18 protein-coding genes and 2 pseudogenes are annotated in these 21,191 nt (G+C 59.4%); 11 read left to right on the top strand and 9 right to left on the bottom strand.

Annotated elements, in window-relative coordinates:
* The first annotated feature begins 155 nt into the window (after nt 1–155).
* Entirely contained in the window at nt 156–1,658 is a 1,503-nt protein-coding gene (locus ACZZZ4_RS24830) for an aldehyde dehydrogenase family protein (RefSeq protein ID WP_463549048.1), read from the top strand.
* A gap of 170 nt (nt 1,659–1,828) precedes the next feature.
* Here ACZZZ4_RS24830 and ACZZZ4_RS24825 read toward each other — a convergent pair whose 3' ends face one another.
* The gene (locus ACZZZ4_RS24825) at nt 1,829–2,488 is read right to left on the bottom strand and encodes a carbonic anhydrase (protein WP_130000001.1); all 660 of its coding nucleotides are present in this window, start codon (nt 2,486–2,488) and stop codon (nt 1,829–1,831) included.
* A gap of 59 nt (nt 2,489–2,547) precedes the next feature.
* Nucleotides 2,548–3,015, bottom strand: a complete 468-nt coding sequence (cynS, locus tag ACZZZ4_RS24820; protein ID WP_310408429.1) for a cyanase — start codon at nt 3,013–3,015, stop codon at nt 2,548–2,550.
* Between the two features lie 121 nt (nt 3,016–3,136).
* On the opposite strand from cynS, the gene cynR reads away from it, so the two are divergent.
* The gene (gene cynR, locus ACZZZ4_RS24815) at nt 3,137–4,018 is read left to right on the top strand and encodes a transcriptional regulator CynR (RefSeq protein ID WP_463549047.1); all 882 of its coding nucleotides are present in this window, start codon (nt 3,137–3,139) and stop codon (nt 4,016–4,018) included.
* A 173-nt stretch (nt 4,019–4,191) separates the two neighbouring features.
* Here cynR and ACZZZ4_RS24810 read toward each other — a convergent pair whose 3' ends face one another.
* Both ACZZZ4_RS24810 and ACZZZ4_RS24805 read right to left on the bottom strand, forming a co-directional pair.
* The gene (locus ACZZZ4_RS24810; RefSeq protein WP_129999998.1) at nt 4,192–4,521 is read right to left on the bottom strand and encodes a hypothetical protein; all 330 of its coding nucleotides are present in this window, start codon (nt 4,519–4,521) and stop codon (nt 4,192–4,194) included.
* A gap of 541 nt (nt 4,522–5,062) precedes the next feature.
* A complete protein-coding gene (locus tag ACZZZ4_RS24805) occupies nt 5,063–7,006 on the bottom strand; it encodes a DNA topoisomerase III (protein ID WP_463549046.1) in 1,944 nt (647 codons plus the stop codon).
* A 192-nt stretch (nt 7,007–7,198) separates the two neighbouring features.
* On the opposite strand from ACZZZ4_RS24805, the gene ACZZZ4_RS24800 reads away from it, so the two are divergent.
* Nucleotides 7,199–7,561: a DUF427 domain-containing protein gene (locus tag ACZZZ4_RS24800; RefSeq protein ID WP_129999996.1), complete on the top strand. Its 363-nt coding sequence runs from the start codon at nt 7,199–7,201 to the stop codon at nt 7,559–7,561.
* 53 nt (nt 7,562–7,614) lie between these two features.
* Here ACZZZ4_RS24800 and ACZZZ4_RS24795 read toward each other — a convergent pair whose 3' ends face one another.
* Entirely contained in the window at nt 7,615–9,237 is a 1,623-nt protein-coding gene (locus tag ACZZZ4_RS24795) for an MFS transporter (RefSeq protein ID WP_129999995.1), read from the bottom strand.
* A 133-nt stretch (nt 9,238–9,370) separates the two neighbouring features.
* Nucleotides 9,371–11,032 carry a GMC family oxidoreductase gene (locus ACZZZ4_RS24790; RefSeq protein WP_463549045.1) on the bottom strand — a complete coding sequence of 554 codons (1,662 nt, stop codon included), beginning with the start codon at nt 11,030–11,032 and terminating at the stop codon, nt 9,371–9,373.
* A gap of 133 nt (nt 11,033–11,165) precedes the next feature.
* Between ACZZZ4_RS24790 and ACZZZ4_RS24785 the strand changes: the two genes are divergently transcribed.
* The 6 genes and pseudogenes from ACZZZ4_RS24785 to ACZZZ4_RS24760 all read left to right on the top strand — a co-directional run bounded on the left by ACZZZ4_RS24785 (nt 11,166) and on the right by ACZZZ4_RS24760 (nt 16,146).
* Entirely contained in the window at nt 11,166–12,050 is an 885-nt protein-coding gene (locus ACZZZ4_RS24785) for a LysR family transcriptional regulator (protein ID WP_463549044.1), read from the top strand.
* A 197-nt stretch (nt 12,051–12,247) separates the two neighbouring features.
* The gene (locus ACZZZ4_RS24780) at nt 12,248–12,595 is read left to right on the top strand and encodes a metalloregulator ArsR/SmtB family transcription factor (RefSeq protein WP_129999993.1); all 348 of its coding nucleotides are present in this window, start codon (nt 12,248–12,250) and stop codon (nt 12,593–12,595) included.
* Between the two features lie 27 nt (nt 12,596–12,622).
* Nucleotides 12,623–13,093, top strand: coding sequence for an arsenate reductase ArsC (locus ACZZZ4_RS24775; protein WP_463549043.1), 471 nt, complete (start codon nt 12,623–12,625; stop codon nt 13,091–13,093).
* A 9-nt stretch (nt 13,094–13,102) separates the two neighbouring features.
* Nucleotides 13,103–13,801: an arsenical resistance protein ArsH gene (arsH, locus tag ACZZZ4_RS24770; protein WP_310408404.1), complete on the top strand. Its 699-nt coding sequence runs from the start codon at nt 13,103–13,105 to the stop codon at nt 13,799–13,801.
* 148 nt (nt 13,802–13,949) lie between these two features.
* Nucleotides 13,950–15,490, top strand: a pseudogene (locus tag ACZZZ4_RS24765) (phospholipase effector Tle1 domain-containing protein).
* Nucleotides 15,490–16,146: a DUF2931 family protein gene (locus ACZZZ4_RS24760; protein ID WP_463549042.1), complete on the top strand. Its 657-nt coding sequence runs from the start codon at nt 15,490–15,492 to the stop codon at nt 16,144–16,146. The pseudogene ACZZZ4_RS24765 and the gene ACZZZ4_RS24760 overlap by 1 nt, the downstream one beginning before the upstream one ends.
* A 108-nt stretch (nt 16,147–16,254) precedes the next feature.
* Here the strand turns inward: ACZZZ4_RS24760 and ACZZZ4_RS24755 are convergent, their stop codons facing one another.
* The 3 genes and pseudogenes from ACZZZ4_RS24755 to ACZZZ4_RS24745 all read right to left on the bottom strand — a co-directional run bounded on the left by ACZZZ4_RS24755 (nt 16,255) and on the right by ACZZZ4_RS24745 (nt 18,535).
* On the bottom strand, nt 16,255–17,358 hold the full coding sequence (locus ACZZZ4_RS24755) for a DNA alkylation repair protein (protein ID WP_463549041.1): 1,104 nt from the start codon (nt 17,356–17,358) through the stop codon (nt 16,255–16,257).
* A 2-nt stretch (nt 17,359–17,360) separates the two neighbouring features.
* Nucleotides 17,361–17,966 carry a glutathione S-transferase gene (locus ACZZZ4_RS24750; protein WP_129999986.1) on the bottom strand — a complete coding sequence of 202 codons (606 nt, stop codon included), beginning with the start codon at nt 17,964–17,966 and terminating at the stop codon, nt 17,361–17,363.
* A gap of 61 nt (nt 17,967–18,027) precedes the next feature.
* A pseudogene (locus ACZZZ4_RS24745) lies at nt 18,028–18,535 on the bottom strand (MurR/RpiR family transcriptional regulator).
* A gap of 403 nt (nt 18,536–18,938) precedes the next feature.
* Between ACZZZ4_RS24745 and ACZZZ4_RS24740 the strand changes: the two are divergent.
* A complete protein-coding gene (locus ACZZZ4_RS24740; protein WP_016775095.1) occupies nt 18,939–19,343 on the top strand; it encodes a TraR/DksA family transcriptional regulator in 405 nt (134 codons plus the stop codon).
* A gap of 228 nt (nt 19,344–19,571) precedes the next feature.
* Nucleotides 19,572–21,176: a methyl-accepting chemotaxis protein gene (locus ACZZZ4_RS24735; protein ID WP_463549040.1), complete on the top strand. Its 1,605-nt coding sequence runs from the start codon at nt 19,572–19,574 to the stop codon at nt 21,174–21,176.
* The last annotated feature ends 15 nt before the right edge of the window (nt 21,177–21,191 follow it).

The raw sequence follows: 21,191 nt of genomic DNA, 5'->3' as shown, positions 1-21,191 counted from the left end.
GCGAGCCTGCTTGCGAAGAGGTCGGCACATTCAGCATCGATGTCGTCTGCTCGGACGCTTTCGCGAGCAGGCTCGCTCCCACCGGGTGCAGTGTTGCTTTGCAGGATCGTGTTCTATACATTTTCCGGCCGCCCTCTGCATGGTGAATCCGCTTCATGTCTCTTGCGCTCGAACGTCTAGTCGCTGGCACGCCGATCCCTTTCGCTGGTAACCGCGTCACCGTGGTCAGCCCCGAACTGGCCGCGCGGTTTCAGCCCGGTGACCATTTGCTGGTCGAGCAGGTCAGTGGCGAGTTGTTGCTGATCCCCGTGGCCGATCAACAGGCCGCCTCGGTGGCAATCGAGCGTGCGGCTGCGGCATTCACAGCGTTGTCGGCGGTCTCCGATGAAGCCATCAGCCGGTTCTTCGATCTATTCGCTCAGCGCCTGGAAAGTCCTGAATGCTGGACGCAGATCGAAGCTGCCAACCGCGCCGACATCGAACGGGCCAAGGCGCGCGGTCGCTCGACCACACGCTTGCTCGCCGATGAACGCATGCGCCGCGACATGATCGCCGGGCTGCGCGCCTGGCGTGATGCGCCACCGACCCGGGGCAAGGTGATCAGCAGTGTCGAGCACGACGGCTGGAAGGTCGAGCAAGTGGTTTCGCCGCTGGGCATCGTCGCCTTTGTCTTTGAAGGTCGACCCAACGTATTTGCCGATGCCGCCGGGGTGTTGCGCACCGGTAATACGGCTGTGCTGCGCATCGGCAGCGATGCGTTGGGCACTGCGCAAGCCATCGTCACTCACGCTTTGAACCCGGCGCTGGCCGAAGCCGGCTTGCCGGTTGGTGCGGTGTCGTTGGTGGAAAGCGTCAATCACGCCGCCGGTTGGGCGATGTTCGCCGACCGGCGTTTGTCATTGGCCGTGGCGCGCGGTTCGGGCCGTGCGGTCAGTCAGCTGGGCAGCATCGCCCAGCAGGCCGGCACGGCCGTCAGCCTGCATGGCACCGGCGGCGCGTGGCTGATCGCCGACCGTGACGCCGACACTACGCGCTTCGCGGCGGTGGTGCGCAACTCGCTGGACCGCAAAGTCTGCAACACCCTGAACGTCTGCCTGATTCAGCGCGAACGTGCCGCCGAACTGGTGCCGCTGTTTCTCGATGCGTTAAAGGCCGCCGGTACGGCACGCGGCCAAGGCTGCAAGTTGCACATCGTCGAAGGCAGTGAAAGTTGCCTGTCAAGCGAATGGCAGAACGCAACGGTCGAGGTTTATCGCGCGGAGGGTTACCGGACCGAAGCGCGGGCCGAGTCTTTGCCCGAGTCGGAGCTGGGCCGCGAGTGGGAATGGGAAGAAACCCCGGAAGTCAGCCTGATGATTGTCGATGATCTGGATCAGGCGATTGCGCTGTTCAACCGTTACAGCCCGCAATTCACCGTGTCGTTGATCAGCGAGGCGGCGGCGGTTCAGGAACGCTTCTACAACGCTGTGAATGCGCCGTTCGTAGGCAACGGCATCACCCGATGGGTCGATGGCCAGTACGCGTTGAACAAGCCGGAACTGGGCCTTTCCAATTGGGAGAGCGGGCGCCTGTTTGCGCGCAGCGCGATTCTTTCCGGCGATGGCGTGTTTACCGTGCGTAGTCGGATGACCCAGGTGGATCTCACGGTAAAACGCTAACGTTGAAATCCGGACCCCACCTGTAGGAGCTGCCGAAGGCTGCGATCTTTGATCTGATCGTTCCCACGCTCCGCGTGGGAATGCCTCTAGGGACGCTCCGCGTCCAGCGACGCAGAGCGTCACGGCCTGCATTCCCACGCATAGCGTGGGAACGATCACCGGCCGGGGCTTCAGGCTGCGTTGGATGTCCTAGCGCTGATCGCGCAAGTGGTTGGTTGCTCGACCAGCGGCACAAAGGTGCGACGATCGGAAGCGAGCGCGTCGATCGAGCCGGTCTCGATGTCGTACACCCAGCCATGCAGATTTAGCCGGCCTTGCTCCTGGGCCAGGCGCACGCTCGGATGGGTCTGGATATTCGCCAGTTGCGCGATCACGTTCTCGCGCACCATCGAGCTCAATTTCGCCGCGTCGCTGCCATGCACGCGCGCTTCGTTCATCACCTTCGCCGACTCGGCATGCTGCAGCCAGCCGCTGACGGCGGGCAGGTGATCCATGCATTTACACTGGGCAATCGCGGTCATCGCGCCGCAATCGGAGTGGCCGCAAATCACGATATCGCTCACTCCCAGCACCGCCACCGCATATTCCACTGTTGCCGACACCCCGCCCGGATGTGGGCTGTAGGAGGGCACGATATTGCCGGCGTTACGGATCACGAACAGCTCGCCGGGTTCTTGCTGGGTCAGCAGTTCCGGTACCACACGGCTGTCGGAACAGGTGATGAACAGCGTGCCGGGTTGCTGCGTCGTGGCCAGATGTTTGAACAGTTCGCTGCGTTGCGGAAAGGCTTCGTTCTGGAATTTCAGGAAGCCGTCGATCAGGGCTTTCATGGGCGTGTCCTCTTTGGTGGATACCGGATGGCCCGCACGCAGGATGCGGGCCGGACGTATCAGAACGGGCGCAGCGGCAGGAACTTGCCATCGAGGGTCACTACTGCGCGGGAGCCGCCTTCCGGGTCTTCGACTTTTTTGATGTCCAGTTTGAAGTTGATCGCGCTGATGATGCCGTCACCGAACTGTTCATGAACCAGCGCTTTCAGGGTGGTGCCGTAGATCTGGATCATTTCGTAAAAACGGTAGATGGTCGGGTCGGTCGGCACGCCGCTGAGGCTGCCACGCAACGGAATGATCTGCAGAGCGGCGACGTCATCGGCGCTGAGGTCGAGCTTGTCGCCGACCACTTGAGCAGCCTGTTCCGGCAGCGGATGCTGGCCGAGCAGGGCGGCGGTGACGTAGGCCACGCTGAGGCCGGTGCCGTCGGCGAGATCCTGCCACGACAAGTCTTTTTTCGCCTTGGCGTCGAGCGCGCGGGTGGTCAGGGCCAGGCTGTTGTCGTTGTAGGCGTGGGACTGTTGCATGGTGTCACTCCTTTCAGGGGTTGGCTTTCGGTGTGGAAGCAATCTTGCGCCGGCCGATCCATAGCGTCCAAGACCGATATACAATGCCGCGCATAAGTCCTGCCTATAGATGGTATTTCCCATGCTGTTGCGACATTTGCGTTATTTGCTCGCCGTTGCCGATCACGGTGGCTTCACCCGCGCCGCCGAAGCGCTGCATGTCTCGCAACCGACGCTGTCCCAGCAGATTAGGCAACTGGAAGAAACCCTCGGCGTGAGCCTGTTCGATCGCACCTCGCGCACGGTGAAGCCGACGGATGCCGGTGCGGCTTACATCGAATGCGCGCGGCGCGTGCTGGTGGAGCTGGAGGCGGGGCAGCGCGCGTTGCACGACGTGAAGGATTTGTCGCGCGGCACCCTGCGCCTGGCGATGACGCCGACGTTCATGGCGTATCTGGTCGGGCCGTTGGTGCGTGATTACAGGGCGCGGTTTCCCGGGATTCATCTGGAGATCTTCGAGTTGTCGATGGACGACATCGAGGCAGGGCTGGCGGATGACTCGCTGGATGTCGCGATCGCGTTCACGCCGGTGCGCAATGCCGATATCGAATGCATACCGGCGTTTACCGAGACGCTGGGGATCATGGTCGGGCCTGGGCATCCGTTGTATGGAAGCCGATCGGTGCTGACGCCGACGGAAATTGCGTCGCTGGATTTCGCCTTGCTGGCGCCGGGGTTCATTACGCGGTTATCGGTGGATGAGTATTTTCGTCAGCACGGGATTACACCGCAGGTGCGGATCGAGGTGAATTCGGTGAGTACGTTGCTGGAAGTGGTGCGGCATGCGCCGCTGGCGACTATGTTGCCCGAGGCGATTGCCAGTGAAGACCGCGCGTTGCGCCGCTTGCGTGTCCAAGGGGAGGCGCAGCAGCGGGGAGCGGCGTTGTTGCGGCGCAGGAATAACTATCACAGTGCGGCGGCGTTGGCGTTTGTTGATCTTGTTCTGCAAACGCGTACGACATGAACAAGACCTGTGGGAGCGAGCCTGCTCGCGAATGTGGCATGTCAGACACTGATGCTTGCGCCTGAAGACTGCATTCGCGAGCAGGCTCGCTCCCACAAAGTTGCAGGGTGAGTTCTGGATGTAAAAAGGGCCTGCTTCTTATCGAAGCAGGCCCTTTGTTACTGAAGCGTTATTCAATACAACCGATCAATCACCCGAACTTCATTCTGGTTCTGCAGCGAATCCCACGCCTGTTTCAGCGTCTGCAGCACACTGCCGATGAAGTCCTTGTCGGCCGCAGCCTTCTTGCCGACATAACCGTGGCCGCGGCGGTACATCTTCAGGCGGGCCAGCAGGTTCTGGTGGTTGCGGTCGAATTCCTCTTCGCCAGCGTGGGGCGACAGGCAGTCGATATGTACCTGGCCCGACTTGCTGATCCAGAGAATATGGCTGTCGTGGCTGTCTTTCTGCGCCGCGAACATACGAGCCAGTTCTTCGATGGTGGGTTGATTGTTCAGATTCATTGTTATGCCCCTTGACCAGTCTGGTGATCTTTCAAAGTTGATTCGCTAATACAGGTAGCCCATCGGTTAGTTGATCCCTGGCACCGAAACCAGGACGTCAGCGCTCGCCCGTATGAAGTACGGGGTCATGCATCTGTTGCATGTAGTCGTGTTGAATAACTGCTACGCAATAGCGTCACAACGAGGAGAAGCAGCGAAAACCGGGAGGCTCCTTGACGACAATCCAGTGTCGGCCACAAGCGTCTTGAGAATTTTCGCCAGCGCTTCTCGTCCTTGTACTGGACGTTCAGGCCAGGTCAGCTTCTTCAATCTGCCTTGTGGGCAGCGTGTATCCGGAAAAAACAACTCGGCGGTCAGACGAGTTTGCTCAAGCGTGTACCAGTGCTCCCGATCGGGGAACGTCTTCATCATGCAAAAGCAAAACGATGCCGTCAACGGTTTTGTAGTGATTATTTTCAAGCACTACATATTGTCGGACAAAGCTGTTTTGGAATGAGAAAAGATCCGTTTCAGCAACGTAGAGAAGGGAACCTCAAGGGATTCATCGAGTCGCCGGACGCGCCGTGCGATTGCGCTTAACGGCGGTTTTGCTGGTCGTCGACTTGCCCTTTTTCTTCCACGGCGCTGCGGCTTTGCCGGCAGGCGGCGGGCCGCTGATGGTCAGGCTGAGGGCGGAACAGCGGCTGACTTGCTTGCTCATCCACGCGGCCTGTTTGGTGACGAATTCTTCCAGACTCATCTCGCCGCTCTGCACCATGTCCAGCGCCTGTTCCCAGATCGCCGTGGTGCCGGGATCGGCGATCGCGCGCGGCACCGCATCGATCAGGCTGAACGCCGCAGGTGTCGCCGCCAGTGCCTTGCCGTTCTTGACCAGATAACCGCGATCAAGCAAGCCCTGGATGATCGACGCGCGGGTGGCTTCGGTGCCGATGCCGGTGGTGTCTTTGAGTTTCTGTTTGAGCAGCGGATCCTCGACCAGTTTGGCAACGTTCTTCATTGCCTTGATCAGATCGCCTTCGGTGTAGGGTTTGGGCGGTTGCGTCCAAAGATCCTTGAGATTCACCTTCGCCACAGCGCATTCGACGCCTTGGCTGAGGGTCGGCAAGTTTTGCGGCGCCGGAGCTTCGCGGCCTTTCGCCGGAGCCAGGGCCTCGGGCAATGCGCGCTTCCAGCCCGGTTCGATAATCTGCTTGCCGACCGCGCGCAACGCCTGCCCGTTGCAATCGAAATCGGCCTGGGTGCGATCATATTCGTGGTTTGGCAGGAACTGCGCCAGGTAGCGCGCGCGAATCAGCGTGTACACCGCGCGATGCTTGCCGGTCAGACGTTCGAGGTTTTTCGCGGCGATGGTGGGAATGATGCCGTGGTGAGCGCTGACCTTGGCGTCATTCCAGGCCCTTGAGCGCCGCTGCGGTTCGAGAAAACCCTGCAAGGCTTCAAGGCTTGGATCGGCCTGACGCAACGCGGTGAGGATCGATGGCGCCTCACTGTGTTGGCTCAACGGCAGAAAGCCGCAATCACTGCGCGGATAGGTGATGACTTTGTAGGTTTCGTAAAGGGCCTGGGCGATGTCGAGGGTTTCCTGGGCGCCGAGGCCAAGCTTTTTCGAGCAGACTTCCTGCAAGGTGCCGAGATCGAAGGGCAGGGGCGCGACTTCGCGCATGCGCTCGGTTTTCAGCTTGATCACTCGAGCGCTGTCAGCGTTCTTGATCGCCGCTGCCGCTTGCTGCGCCAACGCCTGATTCAGGCAGCGATCCTGATCATCACAAACGTCTGACGGTGCGCGCCACTGTGCGGTAAATGCCGTGCCGTTGTGCAGCAGATCCACGTCGATAGCCCAGAAGGGCACGGGGACGAAATCGGCGATGCTGCGGTCGCGGTCGACCACCAGTCGCAGGGTCGGCGTCTGCACCCGGCCCACGGGCAACACGCCCTGGTAACCCGACTGCCGGCCCAGCAAGGTGAACAACCGACTCATGTTCATGCCGATCAGCCAATCGGCCCGTGAACGACCCAACGCCGAGTGATACAGACTGAAAGTTTCGGCTCCTGGCTTCAGCGCAGCCAGTGCTTTGCGAATCGATGCCTCGTCCAGCGCCGACAGCCACAAGCGGCGGATCGGCCCGCGATAGCGGCAGTGCTCGACCAGTTCCCGGGCGATCATCTCGCCCTCACGGTCGGCGTCGGTGGCGATGATCAGTTCGCTGGCCTCGCCGAGCAGGCGCTTGACCGCTTTGTACTGACTGGCAGTGCGCGGCTTGACGGTCATTTTCCACTTGTCCGGAATGATCGGAAGATCGGCCAGCACCCAGCGTTTGTAGCGCGCGTCGTAGGCGTCCGGCGGCGCGGTTTCGAGCAAGTGGCCGATGCACCAAGTCACTGTGACGTCCGTCCCCAGCCAGCAGCCATCGCCGCGACGCCTGGCGCCGAGCACGGCCGCAATGTCTTTGGCCTGGGAAGGTTTTTCACAGAGGTACAGCCGCATAGCTACCATCGCTGGTTGGTGTGTGGAGAGGCCACAGGATGGCGGGAGTTCGCGGCGGGGGCAACTTTTATCTGTATGGATATACAGACAAAAGCGTTGTAGGAGGTTTAGCCGTTCGGCCGTAATCCACTCGATCTGAGAATCCATCAGCTATACCTGAACCGGTCTCTTCGCCGTCTTCAGGAGAACTCCATGAAAAGCCCCAGTCCCGTGATCAGCGTTGAACAACTCAGCGGCTGCCTGCTGGTGAAATTCCACGGCATCCAGGTCGCCGCGTCTTCCCACGCGCTGATCCTCAACGAAGCCAACTATCCGCCGGTGTACTACATCCCGCGCGAAGACATCGACGAAAAATACTTCGCCCGCACCGACCACACCAGCTATTGCCCGTACAAGGGCGACGCCAACTATTTCAGCCTGCAAGTGCCCGGACATGAGGGTGCCAACGCTGTGTGGACGTACGAAAAACCGAAGGTCTCCGTCGCACCGATCCGCGACTACGTGGCGTTTTATCCGGACCAGGTTAAATTCGAAGTGATCAAGGCGGACGCCTGAGCCAAAAAAATGGCGAGAGAATCGCTTCCCTCGCCATTGTGTCAGCGGGTTTTTCAGTTCTTGTCCAGATCAATATTCTTCGTCTCACGCAGACAGATCATCCCCACCACCAGGCTCACCCCGGTGATCAGCACCGGATACCACAGCCCGTAGAAAATGTCCCCGGTGTACACCACCAGCGCGAACGACACCGTCGGCAGGAACCCGCCAAACCAGCCGTTGCCGATGTGATAGGGCAGCGACATAGAGGTGTAGCGGATGCGCGTCGGGAACAGTTCGACCATCAGCGCTGCCAGCGGGCCGTAGCACATGGCCGAAATGATGATCAGTGCGACGATCAGAGCAACGATCATCGGTTTGTTGATCTGCTGCATATCGGCTTGTTGCGGATAACCGGCGAGGGTGATCGCGCCGCGCAATGCCGCCTCATCAAACCCGTCGAGTTTTACATCGCCAACACTCACTTGCACGGCGCTTCCCGCAGGCGCGGCGACGCTGGAGTAGGGCAGGCCTTGCTTGACCAGGAAGGTCTTGACCTTGTCGCACGGGCTGTCGAATTTGGCCTTGCCCACCGGATCGAACTGGAAGGTGCAAGTGGCCGGGTCGGCGAGCACGGTGATCGGTGCCTGACGGCTGGCCTGATCGATCGCGGGATTGGCGTAGTGCGCCAAGGATTTGAAAATCGGAAAGTACAGCGCGGTCGCCAGCAGCAGGCCGAGCATCAGCACCGGTTTGCGTCCGACCTTGTCCGACAGCCAGCCGAAAAAGATGAAGAACGGCGCGCCGATTACCACGCTGATAATCAGCAGACTGTTGGCCACCGCCGGGTCCATTTTCAGGAACTGGGTGAGGAAGAACAGTACGTAGAACTGCGCGGCGTAGAAGGTCACCGCCTGCCCGGCGTTGATGCTGAACAGCGCGATCAGCACGACTTTGAGGTTCTCCCATTTGCCGAAGGATTCGCGAATCGGCGCCTTAGAGGTTTTGCCTTCTTCTTTCATTTTCAGATAGGCCGGCGACTCGTGCAGGCTCAGGCGAATCCAGGTGGAGATGCCCAGCAGGACGATCGACAGCAGGAACGGAATGCGCCAGCCCCAGACTTCAAACTGGTCGCCGGTGAAGTAGCGGCAACCGAGCACCACCAGCAGCGACAGCAACAGGCCGAGGGTCGCGGTGGATTGAATCCAACTGGTGTGGAAACCGCGTTTGCCGATCGGCGCGTGTTCGGCCACGTAGGTCGCCGCACCACCGTATTCGCCACCGAGCGCCAGGCCCTGAAGCATGCGCAACACCACCAGAATGATCGGCGCAGCGATACCGATGCTGGCGTAAGTCGGCAGCAGGCCGACGCAGAACGTGGCGACGCCCATCAAAATGATCGTCGCCAGAAAGGTGTATTTGCGTCCGATCATGTCGCCCAAACGGCCGAACACCAGCGCGCCGAACGGCCGCACGATAAAGCCGGCGGCGAACGCCATCAGCGCGAAGATGAACGCCGTGGTGTCGTTGACCCCGGCGAAGAACTGCTTGCTGATCACCGCCGCGAGGGCGCCGTAGAGGAAGAAGTCATACCACTCGAACACCGTCCCGAGTGATGAGGCGAAGATGACTTTTTGCGTGGCGTTGCTGGTCTCGGCGCTGCCCGCAGCGTCCAGGGGCTGAGCGTGGTCTGACATATCGGTATCCCTCACAGTGATTGTTTTTGTTGTTCCACTGGTGTTGCGTGTCCGGGTGAAGCGCGATGCCTGAGTCTGGTGATGATTCCTGTGGGAGCGAGCCTGCTCGCGAAAGCTTTTTGTCAGTCAACTCCTAGGCTGAGTGAGCTACCGCATTCGCGAGCAGGCTCGCTCCCACAGGGGAAATATCTGCCGATCTGGACAAAATCAGTTGTGCCGCCTTCTCGGCAATCATCAGCGTAGGCGAACACGTATTACCTGAGGTAATTCTTGGCATGATCGACGCATCGGCAACGCGCAAACCCGGTACGCCGTGCACGCGCAGCTGCGCATCGACCACCGCGTCTCCGTCGTTGCCCATGCGGCAAGTGCCGACCGGATGGAAAATCGTCGTGCCGATTTTCGCCGCCGCTTCATGCAATTGTTCTTCGCTTTGCAAGCTGTCGCCGGGCAGGTATTCGACCGGTTTGAACGCTTGCAGGGCAGGGGCGCTGACAATGCGCCGGGTCAGGCGAATCGCATCGGCGGCGACGCGAAGATCTTCTGGATGGCTGAGGTAATTGGGCTGAATCAGCGGTGCCGCTTGCGGATCGGCGGAGCGTATTTCAATGCGTCCACGGCTCTGCGGGCGCAGGTCGCACACCGAGGCGGTGAACGCCGGGAAGCTGTGCAGTGGCTCGCCAAAGCGCTCCAGCGACAGCGGCTGCACGTGGTATTGCAGGTTCGCCGAAGTTTGCTCCGGGCCGGATCGGGCGAACGCGCCCAACTGACTCGGCGCCATCGACAGCGGCCCGCTGCGGTCGTACAGATAACGCAGGCCCATGCCCATCTTGCCCCATACGCTACCGGCGATCTGGTTCAGGGTGCGGGCGTTTTCCAGCTTGTAGATAAGGCGCAGTTGCAGGTGATCCTGCAGGTTGCCGCCGACGCCCGGCAACTCATGAATCACGCCGATGCCCAAGCGTTCGAGCAGCGGGCGCGGACCGATTCCCGAGCGCTGCAGAATGCTCGGTGAACCGACCGAGCCGGCGCACAAAACAATCTCCTTGCGCGCCTTGAACTGTCTGGTCTGGCCTTCATGCTGCGCGCGGACTTTCGTCGCGCGGCCGTCCTCCAGCAACACACGATCAACCTCTACGCCGGTCAGCACAGTCAGGTTCGCCCGGCCTCGCAGCGGTTTCAAAAATGCCTTGGCCGCGTTCCAGCGCACCCCGGCTTTCTGGTTGACCTGAAAGTAGCCGCAGCCCTCGTTGTCGCCCTGGTTGAAGTCATTGATGCTGGCAATGCCGCTTTGCTCGGCAGCGCTGCGAAAGGCGTCCAGAATCGGCCACGACAAGCGCTGTTGCTCGACTCGCCATTCGCCCTGATCACCATGAAACTCTGCACCGCCGGCAAAGTGGTTTTCGCTCTGTTTGAACAGCGGCAGCACATCCTTCCAGGCCCAGCCCGGATTGCCTGCGGCCGCCCAGCCGTCATAGTCGCCGGCCTGGCCGCGCATGTAGATCATGCCGTTGATCGACGAACAGCCGCCCAGCACCTTGCCGCGCGGATAGCTCAGCGCGCGGCCATTGAGGCCCGGTTGTTGTTCGGTTTTGAAGCACCAGTCGGTGCGCGGATTACCGATGCAGAACAGGTAACCCACAGGAATATGAATCCAGGCGTAGTTGTCGCGTCCGCCGGCTTCGAGCAGCAACACCCGTTGCTGTGGATCGGCCGAGAGCCGGTTGGCCAGCAAGCACCCGGCGGGGCCGGCGCCGACCACGATGTAGTCGAATTCATCCAGGGACGTCTGCATGCCCTGACCTCGCTTTTTGTTTTTATTGTCGGACACTCTAGTTGTTAGCTTTCGTTAAAAGAATGTTAGTTTTTGCGCAGCCGCTGTGCGTTTTCAAACAACCTCAAGCGACGATAGCTGACAAGGATCCGCCATGTTCGACTGGAACGACCTGCGCTTTTTTCTCGAACTGCAACGCAGCGGCCGCCTGCTCACCGCCGCGCGCCGGCTCAATACCACTCACGCGACCGTGGCGCGGCATATCGAATCGATCGAGAAAAGCCTCGGCACCGCACTGTTCGTCCAGCACGCCCAAGGCTATGAAATGACCCCGGCGGGGGAGGCGCTGCTCAAGCACGCCGAAGCGATGGAAAACGTCGCGCTCCTGGCGCAGGAAGAAATCACGCAGTCCACCGCGCCGCTGGGCAAGATCCGTGTGGGGGTCACCGAAGGGCTGGGCATCAAGTTTCTCGCCAGTCGCATGATCGGCTTGTTTGAGCGTTACCCAGGCCTCGAGGTGGAACTGGTCGCCGTGCCGCGCTTCGTCAGCATTCTCAACCGCGAAGCGGAAATCAGCATCCACCTCGAGCGTCCATCCGCCGACATGCTGGTCACGCGCAAGCTGACTGACTATCGCCTCGCGCTATACGCCAGTCAGGCTTACCTCGACAAAGCGCCACCCCTGCAAAGCCGTGAAGACCTCGGCCGACATGCGTGGATCGGTTACGTGGATGATCTGCTGTTCAGCCAGGAACTGATGTTCCTCAACAGCTTCTGCCGCAGCCCGCGCGTGGTGTTTCACAGCACCAGCGTCATTGCCCAACAGGAAGCGGCGCGCTCGGGGTTGGGCATCGCCGTGCTGCCGTGTTACATGGCCGCGTCCGACCCGGATCTGGTGGCGCTGTTGCCGGATGAAAGCATCGAGCGCAGTTACTGGATCAGCACGCGGCGAGAGCTGCACAAATCGGTGCGGCTGCGGGTGGTCTGGGATTATGTAGTGGGGTTGTGTGAGGCGGAGCAGGGGCTTTTACGCGGTTAAACCTGCCGCATCCAAATCCCCTGTGGGAGCGAGCCTGCTCGCGAAAGCGGTGTATCTGATACTCAAATCTCGCCTGACCCACCGCCTTCGCGAGCAGGCTCGCTCCCACAGGGTTATTCACCGTGGCTGCTTTCGCGGGTTGATAAATATATGGATATCCGTATATTCGATTTCCCGCATATGGCCAGCCGATCACCATGATCACCCCCACCGAAGTCTTCAAAAGCCTCGCCGACGAAACCCGCGTCCGCGCCATCCTGCTCATCGCCGAGCAAGGTGAACTCTGTGTCTGCGAGCTGATGTGCGCGCTGGACGACAGCCAGCCGAAAATCAGCCGCCACCTCGCGCAACTGCGCAGCAATGGTTTGCTGCTCGACCGCCGTCAGGGCCAGTGGGTGTATTACCGCCTGAACCCGGAGCTGCCGGCATGGATCGGCGAAATCCTCCAAGTGACCGTCAAGGCCAATGCCGATTGGCTCAAGGACAACGCCGCGCGCCTGCAAAACATGGATGGCCGTCCCGTGCGCGAACGCGCCTGCTGCTGAATCTTCCACTTTTTACGGAGCGCAACGATGCGAGTCCTGTTCATGTGCACGGCCAACAGCTGCCGCAGCATTCTTTCCGAAGGCATGTTCAATCACCTGGCCCCCGCTGGTTTCCAAGCGTTGAGTGCCGGCAGTTTTCCCAAAGGCCAGGTTCTGCCGCGTAGCCTGTCGACTTTGCAAAAGCACGGTATCGCCACCGACGGGTTGCACAGCAAAGGCAACGACGCCTTCGCAAACAACCCGCCGGATATCGTCATCACTGTCTGCGACAAAGCCGCCGGCGAAACCTGTCCGGTGTATCTCGGTCTGGCACTGAAAACGCATTGGGGACTGGAGGATCCGTCCGAAGTGCAGGGCGACGAAGCGTCAATCGACGCGGCATTCCACGCCACTTTGATGCGCATCGGCCAGCGCTGCCAGGCCTTCCTCGATCTGCCGTTTCACTCGCTCAGTCGCGAGCAACTGAAAGCCGAACTCGACCGCATCGGCACGCTGTAAGGAGGCTTCATGTCAGACCAGCTGCCCAACCTCGACGCAAGTCTGTTCGACGCGGCCAAGCCATCGAATGTCGGCGAACACAAACCGCGCATCCTTCTGCTCTACGGCTCGACCCGCGAGCGCTCGTTCAGCCGTTTGCTGGTCGAGGAGGCCGCACGCCTGCTTGAGCACTTCGGCGCCGAAACGCGGATCTTCAACCCATCCGGTCTGCCCTTACCCGACGACGTCCCGGTCGACCATCCCAAGGTCCAGGAACTGCGCGATCTGGTGTTGTGGTCGGAAGGCCAGGTCTGGTGCTCGCCAGAACGCCACGGTGCGATGTCCGCCGTGTTCAAAGCACAGATCGACTGGATCCCGCTGGAACTCGGCGCTGTACGCCCGACCCAAGGCAAAACCCTGGCGGTGATGCAGGTCTGCGGCGGCTCGCAGTCGTTCAACGTGGTCAACCAACTACGTGTCCTCGGCCGCTGGATGCGCATGTTCACCATCCCCAACCAATCCTCGGTGCCGAAGGCCTATATGGAGTTCGACGAAGAAGGGCGGATGAAACCTTCGCCGTTCTACGATCGTGTGGTGGATGTGATGGAAGAACTGGTGAAATTCACCGTGCTGCTGCGTGGGCAGCAGGCGCGTCTGGCGGACCGCTATTCCGAGCGCAAGGAAAGCGCTGAACAGTTGATGGCGCGGGTGAATCAGCGGTCGATCTGACCCGCCATCCCCAGTCAGGCTCATTCCCCTTTGGGAGTGAGCCTGCGCGCACTAACGCCCCATGGCTGGCACACCGCCACGGCTTGCACCGTGCCCTCCCGGCTGTCACCCTTCCGGCCGTTCTTCAAGGATCAGAAGGAATCAAGGATTGAGTGGCTACGTTCCAAACCCGCCGAAAAACTATCGTTACGAAGAAGCCAAACCCGTCGACATCCACGCCCAGCATTGGGCCGAGTATGAGAAACACGGTAAAGAGCCCGCGCGCGAACCTGAGAAAATCGGGATTGCATTGAGGATTGGGGTGTTCTTTGATGGCACGGGCAACAACGCAAACAACTCAGCTGCGGGGTTGTTGTGTGGTGCTCAGCATCCGATTGCGCTTGAAGATATCGATGCCAGTTGCAAGCCCTATATGCGCAATCCAGACAGTAGCTATGCCAATGAAACAACCAACGTTTACAAACTGAGCGAACTGTACTTCGCACCTCAGAAAGCCGAAGGAGACGGCTCGCACAAGCGGGCGTTTCGCAGGGTGTACATAGAGGGGATTGGCACTCAATCGGGAGAAGAGGACAGTACATTCGGAGCAGGCACGGGCCGCGGAGACACGGGTATAGCGGGTCGTGTCCAACAATCATTTAGCGAGATCAAATCGCGTATTGAAGATGTAATCAACGAAAATCCAAACAGTGAAATTACCTCGCTGACTTTCGATACGTTCGGTTTTAGTCGAGGCGCAGCTGCCGCGAGGCATTTTGCCAACGCAGTCGTCCGTGGAAAACAAGGGCCACTCGGAGATGTATTGCGCAACAATGCGAGCGACTTTAGTCGCACCTTTATCGATCAGTACCAAGGCAGCATCAACATGGGATTCATCGGGCTGTTCGACACCGTGCCGTCGGTCGCTGGCTGGTCGAATTTTGGCAACGTTAAAAGTCCTGTGGCCACGGGTATCAAGCTCTACCTCGACCGGCGGTTTTTTACTGACGTCGTTCAGCTGTCGGCGCGGGACGAATATCGCGCTAATTTCGCATTGAGTCGTGTTAAAGCCGACCACTTGGAAGTCGTTCTTCCTGGGGTGCATTCCGATATCGGCGGCGGTTACCGCGATGACATTGAAGAGTGTGTACTCGTCAGTCCAATGCAAACGCTTGAAGTCTCGAAGTTTACCGATGTATCTACTACGTCGATCTACCGCGATGCCATGGTTATTAAAAATGAGTGGATCTCAAGGGGTGGCCCGAAGATCTGCTGGAAATTGTTACGCCGGACGCGCTTCTCCTGCCCGTGGATCAACAGGATCGGCTCAGTCCCCGTAGAAAGCGCGTCTATGCAGCTCTGCAACTCAAACGTCCCGTAAGCGGGTTGTTGTCGAGGGTATATCTTCGGGTGATGCATAGCTTGGCAAAAGAGAAGGGGGTTCGCTTCGATGATATTCCAGCCACGGCTGCTTTGGCGGTCCCGTCAGAGCTTCAAGCGTTGTGCGATCGATTTGTCGCAGGTGACTACACCACAACTCAGCAAGAGGAAAACCTGCTGAGGTTGAAATACATTCACATGTCCGCAAATTGGAATCACCCTCTTGGAAGAAGAGACGGCAGTGGAGTCCGCGCCGTCTATATCAATGCGCCCACCGCAGACGCGATTCGCGTGCAGCATCCCCACGTGCCTGACTGGACTCTTTGGTAATGAAATTATTTGTCGCCCTGCTACTTGGCGTGTGCATAACGGGTTGCCAGTCTTCTGATCTGCTCTCATCCAAGAGCGATCCAAAATCGAAATGGTGGGAGCTGGCTTTCACTGAGCCGGATTACATGAAGGTATGGGTGGAGGACAGTTCGGTGCAGGACATAACCGGCAGAGTTTTCTTTAGAACCGGTGGAGGGACTGCTGCTGGCGGAGAGCCTGAAGACGGTACGGACTCTGCCCGCGGCTGGACAGGGGTGGGGGGCAGCGGTAAAAGAGTGGTGGGGGCCGATCTACCCATTCGTATCTATGTTCGCTGGCAATCAATCGTTGAACAGAAAACGTGGCAAGCGTGGGTGGATATTCCAGAGAATGCCAGGCAGATAATGGTGACTTCCACCAATCAACGGTGCCCCGAGAGACCTGATAGGACAGCACGCTTCATGGCCTCTGTTTATTTGGGACTTGCTCCGGGCGGTGTGGTTCAGGTGTGGGTGAGAGACTCATGTCATCGACCGATAAAGGTTGCTCGAACGCAAGGCGAGATTGAGCCGCTAGGGCCGGAGCTTGGGAAAAACGGTGGTCGCTACGCATACCCCGTCAGCGAAAAGTCCAAGCGCTATATCGAAAAATTCGGTATCCCATACGGAAGTTGGTAAGCGCTGAAGCCGTGATTCGTCCACTGTGCCGCCGCGCGCAATGGCGATGCACGGCTGCCAGTGCACTGATCCGCTACCGGTCCGTTCGGTGAATAAACAACTCGCGCTTCAAATCAAAACCTCAAACGCCGCACCACCCAACACCTCCCCATTAACCATAACCTGCACCCCATGCCGCCCGGCGAAATGCTTGCGCGTCGTGAAATCCTTGATCACCTGATTCCGCCGCACCACCTCAGTCCCGAACCCCGCTAATCCCAACGTCTTCAACTTGAAAACCTTCTTCGAAACCCCGCCATTCGCCTTCACATACTCAATCGCATAATCAATTACCAGCCTTTGCTCGTGCGCTACCATCGACTTCACCGTAAACGACAAAGTAATAGGCTCACCCAGCCTCACCACGGCCGGCTCAACCTTCACATCCAGCAACTGAACCTCAGCCTTCGCCCCCGCGCCAATCACTGTCAACGCGCGCACATCGCCCTGCTTGATCAAACTGCGCAACGCATGCTTCGCAATCCAGGCGGTGTGCTTGTTCTCCAGCGACCAACCTTCAATCGTGTCCAGCACCCACTCTGGATGCACCTTCGTCACGTCATTCAAATGGTTGGCCACGGACTTGCGCACGTACAAACTCTCGTCCGCCTTCAACCGATCCAATATCCCGGCGGCCAATTTCGGATTGGCTTGCATCGCTTCCAGGCGAAACGACCATGGCAGGCGAGGGCGGCTGCCTTCGCTGGCTAGTCGGCGGACGTGGTGGTTGTCGTCTCGGGTCCAGTCATGCATTCGTTCCAGCGAGCGTTCGAGGTCGCTGCGCAAAAAGTAACGGATGGCGAATTCGGAGGAGCCGAAGGTGGTGAAGTATTTCAGCGCATCCATTGAAGTGTCGAACGCGTGGGCGCCGTAGCTCGCGACGTAGTGCGGCAAAGACATGCTGACGAAGCCGCTGTTCAGCCTTGGTGCGAGTTCACGTAATACATGTAAGGAATCTTCGTAATCCAGTGGCAATACGGCATGCAGGCTTTCGCTGACACGCGCCATGCGTTGCATCACCGATAGTTCAGCGAGTCCCTCTTGGGCGTGTTTGAGAAACGCCTTGGCCTTGAACGCCGGGTACACCGCGCTCATTTCGTCAGCGATGTGCTGCAAGCGCTGGGCGTTGAAGATTTCCTTTAACGCCGGGGCGGCGGTGTCGGTGGAGCTCATGATCAGTTCATCGGTGTGCTGATGAACGCATCGGTGCCTTCTGCGTAGGCAGTGTACTCGGCGATACGCGCAAATCGTGCTGCGTCGATCTGATCGGGCACGACGAATTCGGTGAAGCTCCAGGCAATCGCCAGGCTGATGCCGGTCTGGGCGAGGGAGCCGTCGACAGGCAAGTCACTGTGTTCAAGTTCTTTTTCCAGCGCGGTAAACGCGGCGGCGAGTTGGCCTTCGACGCGTTCGACCCACGGCTGATATTGAATCTCGGCCGGGCGCAGGTTGCGTTCGTAGTAGAGCTGCACGGCTTTTTCGCAGGCGGCGAGGCTGAGGCCGATCAGACGCAGGGCGTGGGCGCGCTGTGACAATTCTTTCGGCAGCAGGCTTTTGCCGGACGCGCTTTCGAGATAATCGAGAATCAGCGTCGAGTCCATCAGCACCAGACCGTCATCGAGGATCAGCGTCGGCGCCTTGACCACCGGGTTGATCTGCTGGAATCGCTCGAAATGGCGGAACACCGAGACCGACTCGTGTTCAAGGTCAATGCCCAGACATTTGGCGGAAATCGCTACGCGGCGCACGTAAGGGGAGTCGAGCATGCCGATCAGTTTCATGACGCGTTCCTTCAAGTCGAACCGGTGGGAACGCATAACCTAGCGGAGCGAGAGGCAATTGTCAGTCGTCGAATCCGGGCTGCTCGTGAATCTCATCGATGTCCAGGCCCAGCCGAAAGGCCACCGCCACAAACAGCGCCTGACATAAACACAGCGTTGCACTCAGCGAACGAAATGCCAGAGCACTGCCTTCATTGACCAGCAATACACTGTTGGCGAGTTTCGCCAGTGGCGAGAGGGGCTGTGCGCTGCTGATAATTTTGCACCGGCGTGGTTTTGTGCGCCCAGGCCTGGCGGGACAGCGCCTGCATCTCGCTGGAGCCGCTGAACCCGAAGCGCTGCGAGAAACGCACAATGGCTGACGGATGCACTTCGCACTCGCGGGCGATGTCGCTGATGCGGTCGACCATGATCCGCTCGCTCTGCTGGCTGATGTAACTGGCGACGCGTTTGAGCTGGCGCGGCAGGGCGTCGTATTCTTCGCTGATCGTCTGCAACAGGCGCTCGGCAGTGATCGGGGGGCTGACGAGGGAAAGCTCGTCGGCGGCCGACAGATCGAGGCGGGGCATAGAGACGTCCTTCAGGCAGGTTGATCGCGCGGTGGGCCTGATAATAGAAGGGCTGTGCGGGAGCTGCCGGGGTGAAACGATGCACCTTGCGATAAAAGTTTTCGCGGTGCGTCGGGGTGTGGTTAGCCGTTTGTCTTCTATATACAGCCGCTGGACTGAATTTCTTGCTATAAACGCACTCCGATGGCCGTGTGAAGCCTGTGTCAGAGCAGTTTCCAGGTCCTGTCGGACAAATTCCCTGTATTTACAGTTGCTGAGGTCTTGATCGGGCCTTAGACTGCCGCCCCTCGTAAATTGAGTGCCGGGTGGCGTTTGCAATAAAACGATGCCTTTTCGACGGCCGACACGGTTCGCCGAAACGCTCCCTTATTCGCCTTAATGCACGTTTTTTATAGAGATATCAATGACAAAGGACAAGTTGCTGGCCATGCCGGCAGATGACTACATGAATGCAGAGCAACATGCTTTCTTCACTGAGCTGTTGCAGAACATGAAAGTCGAAACCCACGAGCGCATTGAGCAAAATCGTATCGCCATCGAAAGCCTGGACACCCCGGCTGACCCGGCGGACGCGGCTTCGGTTGAAGAAGAGCGCACCTGGCTGGTCAACGCGATCGATCGCGACCAGCGCATGCTGCCGCAACTGGAACAAGCCCTTGAGCGCATCAAGGATGACAGCTTTGGCTGGTGCGACGACAGCGGCGAGGCCATCGGCCTGAAGCGCCTGCTGATCAGCCCGACCACCAAGTACTGCATCGAAGCTCAAGAGCGTCACGAGCAGATCGACAAGCACCAGCGTCAGGCCTGATTCTGTGAGGTGACCCTGTCAACAGGGCACCTTGAAGAGATCGCAGCCTTCGGCAGCTCCCATTCGGGCGTCGCCGAAGGCTGCGATCTTTGTTTTTGCTCGTCTGCGATATTTCCCCGTCGTTCCATTGACCTGCCACAGACCCCACGACTAACGGACCATGGATAATGGCGTTGTAGTGGCGTTTAATGCAGTCACAACAATGAGAACAAACGTGGGGTGATCAAGATGACGAGAGATGGATCTCTGGTTGCGGCGCTGCCTGCACCAGTGCTTTTGCCGAAAAACCGCTGGATCGCGCCGACCCTGCAAAGCGTCGCCCTGATGCTGTTGCTGGCCGGCATGGCTATGGCCGAGTGGTCGCTCTACCTCGGCATGCCGCTGGCGGTGCTGATTGTCTGGCTACCGCGCCTGCGTTCGCGCAACACTCCAGCTGCTGTCCCGGTCGATACTTCGAGCGCATTGTCGGCATTGACCCGCGATCTTTCCTATACCACCAGTCACAACGCACTCTCTGCGGCCGGTGTCGCGTTCTCGGTAAAAGCCCTTGCAAGCAAACTTGAATCGCAACTCGACGCGGCGGCGCAGATCGTCAGCAACGCCGAGGTGATGATTGCCACCGAACAGGCGACTTCACAGCTCAGTCGCGACGCACTGGATGCCGCCAGCCAAGCGCATCACAGCAGCGCGGCGGGGCGCAGCGAACTGCTCGACTCGATTGCGCGCATGCAGCAACTCAGTCAACGCGCCAACGCCAGTCGCGAATTGATCGAGGCCTTGAGTGTGCGCAGTGACGACATTCAGCGGGTGACACTGGTGATTCAGTCGATTGCCAGCCAGACCAATCTGTTGGCGTTGAACGCTGCGATTGAAGCAGCCCGGGCTGGTGAGCATGGTCGCGGTTTCGCTGTGGTCGCCGACGAGGTGCGCGGACTGGCCGCGCGTACGGCGGCGGCCACGGGTGAGGTCGGTGGGATGGTCGCTGACATTCAGCAACGCACCGCGCAAGTGGTGGCGCAGATTCGTGAGTTGTCGAGCGATCTGCACACCGGCGTCGAACAGGTCGAACACACCGGCCAGCATCTGGAGAACATCGCGCGACTCGCGGCCGGGGTGGAAACTCAGGTCAGTGAAATCGCCTGTGGCGCGCAAACCAATCGAGAGCAGCTCGACGCATTGTTCAATGCCATCGAGCAAATGCGTAGCGACCTGGCGATCAGCGATCAGCAGACCCGTCGCCTCGCCGACGCAGCGGTGCAGATGGAAGGGCAGGCGGAAACCATCAGCGAGCGCCTGGCCGAAGTGGGTCTGGATGACTACCACCAGCGAATCTATGACCTGGCCCGCGAAGGTGCGAGTCAAATCGCGGCGCGCTTCGAGGCGGATGTCGAGCAGGGGCGGATCAGCCTGGATGATTTGTTTGATCGCAGCTACGAACCGATTCCGGGCACCGAACCCGCCAAATTTCAGACCCGGTTTGATCGATACACCGATCAGGTCTTGCCGGCGATTCAAGAGCCTCTGCTAGCTCGTCATGAAGGTTTGGTGTTTGCGATCGCCTGCACGCAGCAGGGCTATGTACCGACGCATAACCAGGCATTCAGCCAGCCATTGACCGGCGATGTGCAGGTCGACACGGTGAACAACCGCACCAAACGCAAATTCACTGATCGCACCGGTATCCGCTGCGGCAGCCATCAGCAACCGGTGCTGTTGCAGACTTACACGCGCGACACCGGTGAGCTGATGCATGACTTATCGGTGCCAATCTTGATCAACGGCCGACACTGGGGCGGTTTGCGTCTGGGTTACAAACCAGAGAATCCGCGCTGAGATTGTTACCGTTGA

The organism is Pseudomonas sp. AC252 (assembly GCF_979258105.1).
The sequence above is the reverse complement of the archived record's forward strand: the minus strand, read 5'-3'. Positions and strand labels throughout refer to the sequence as shown.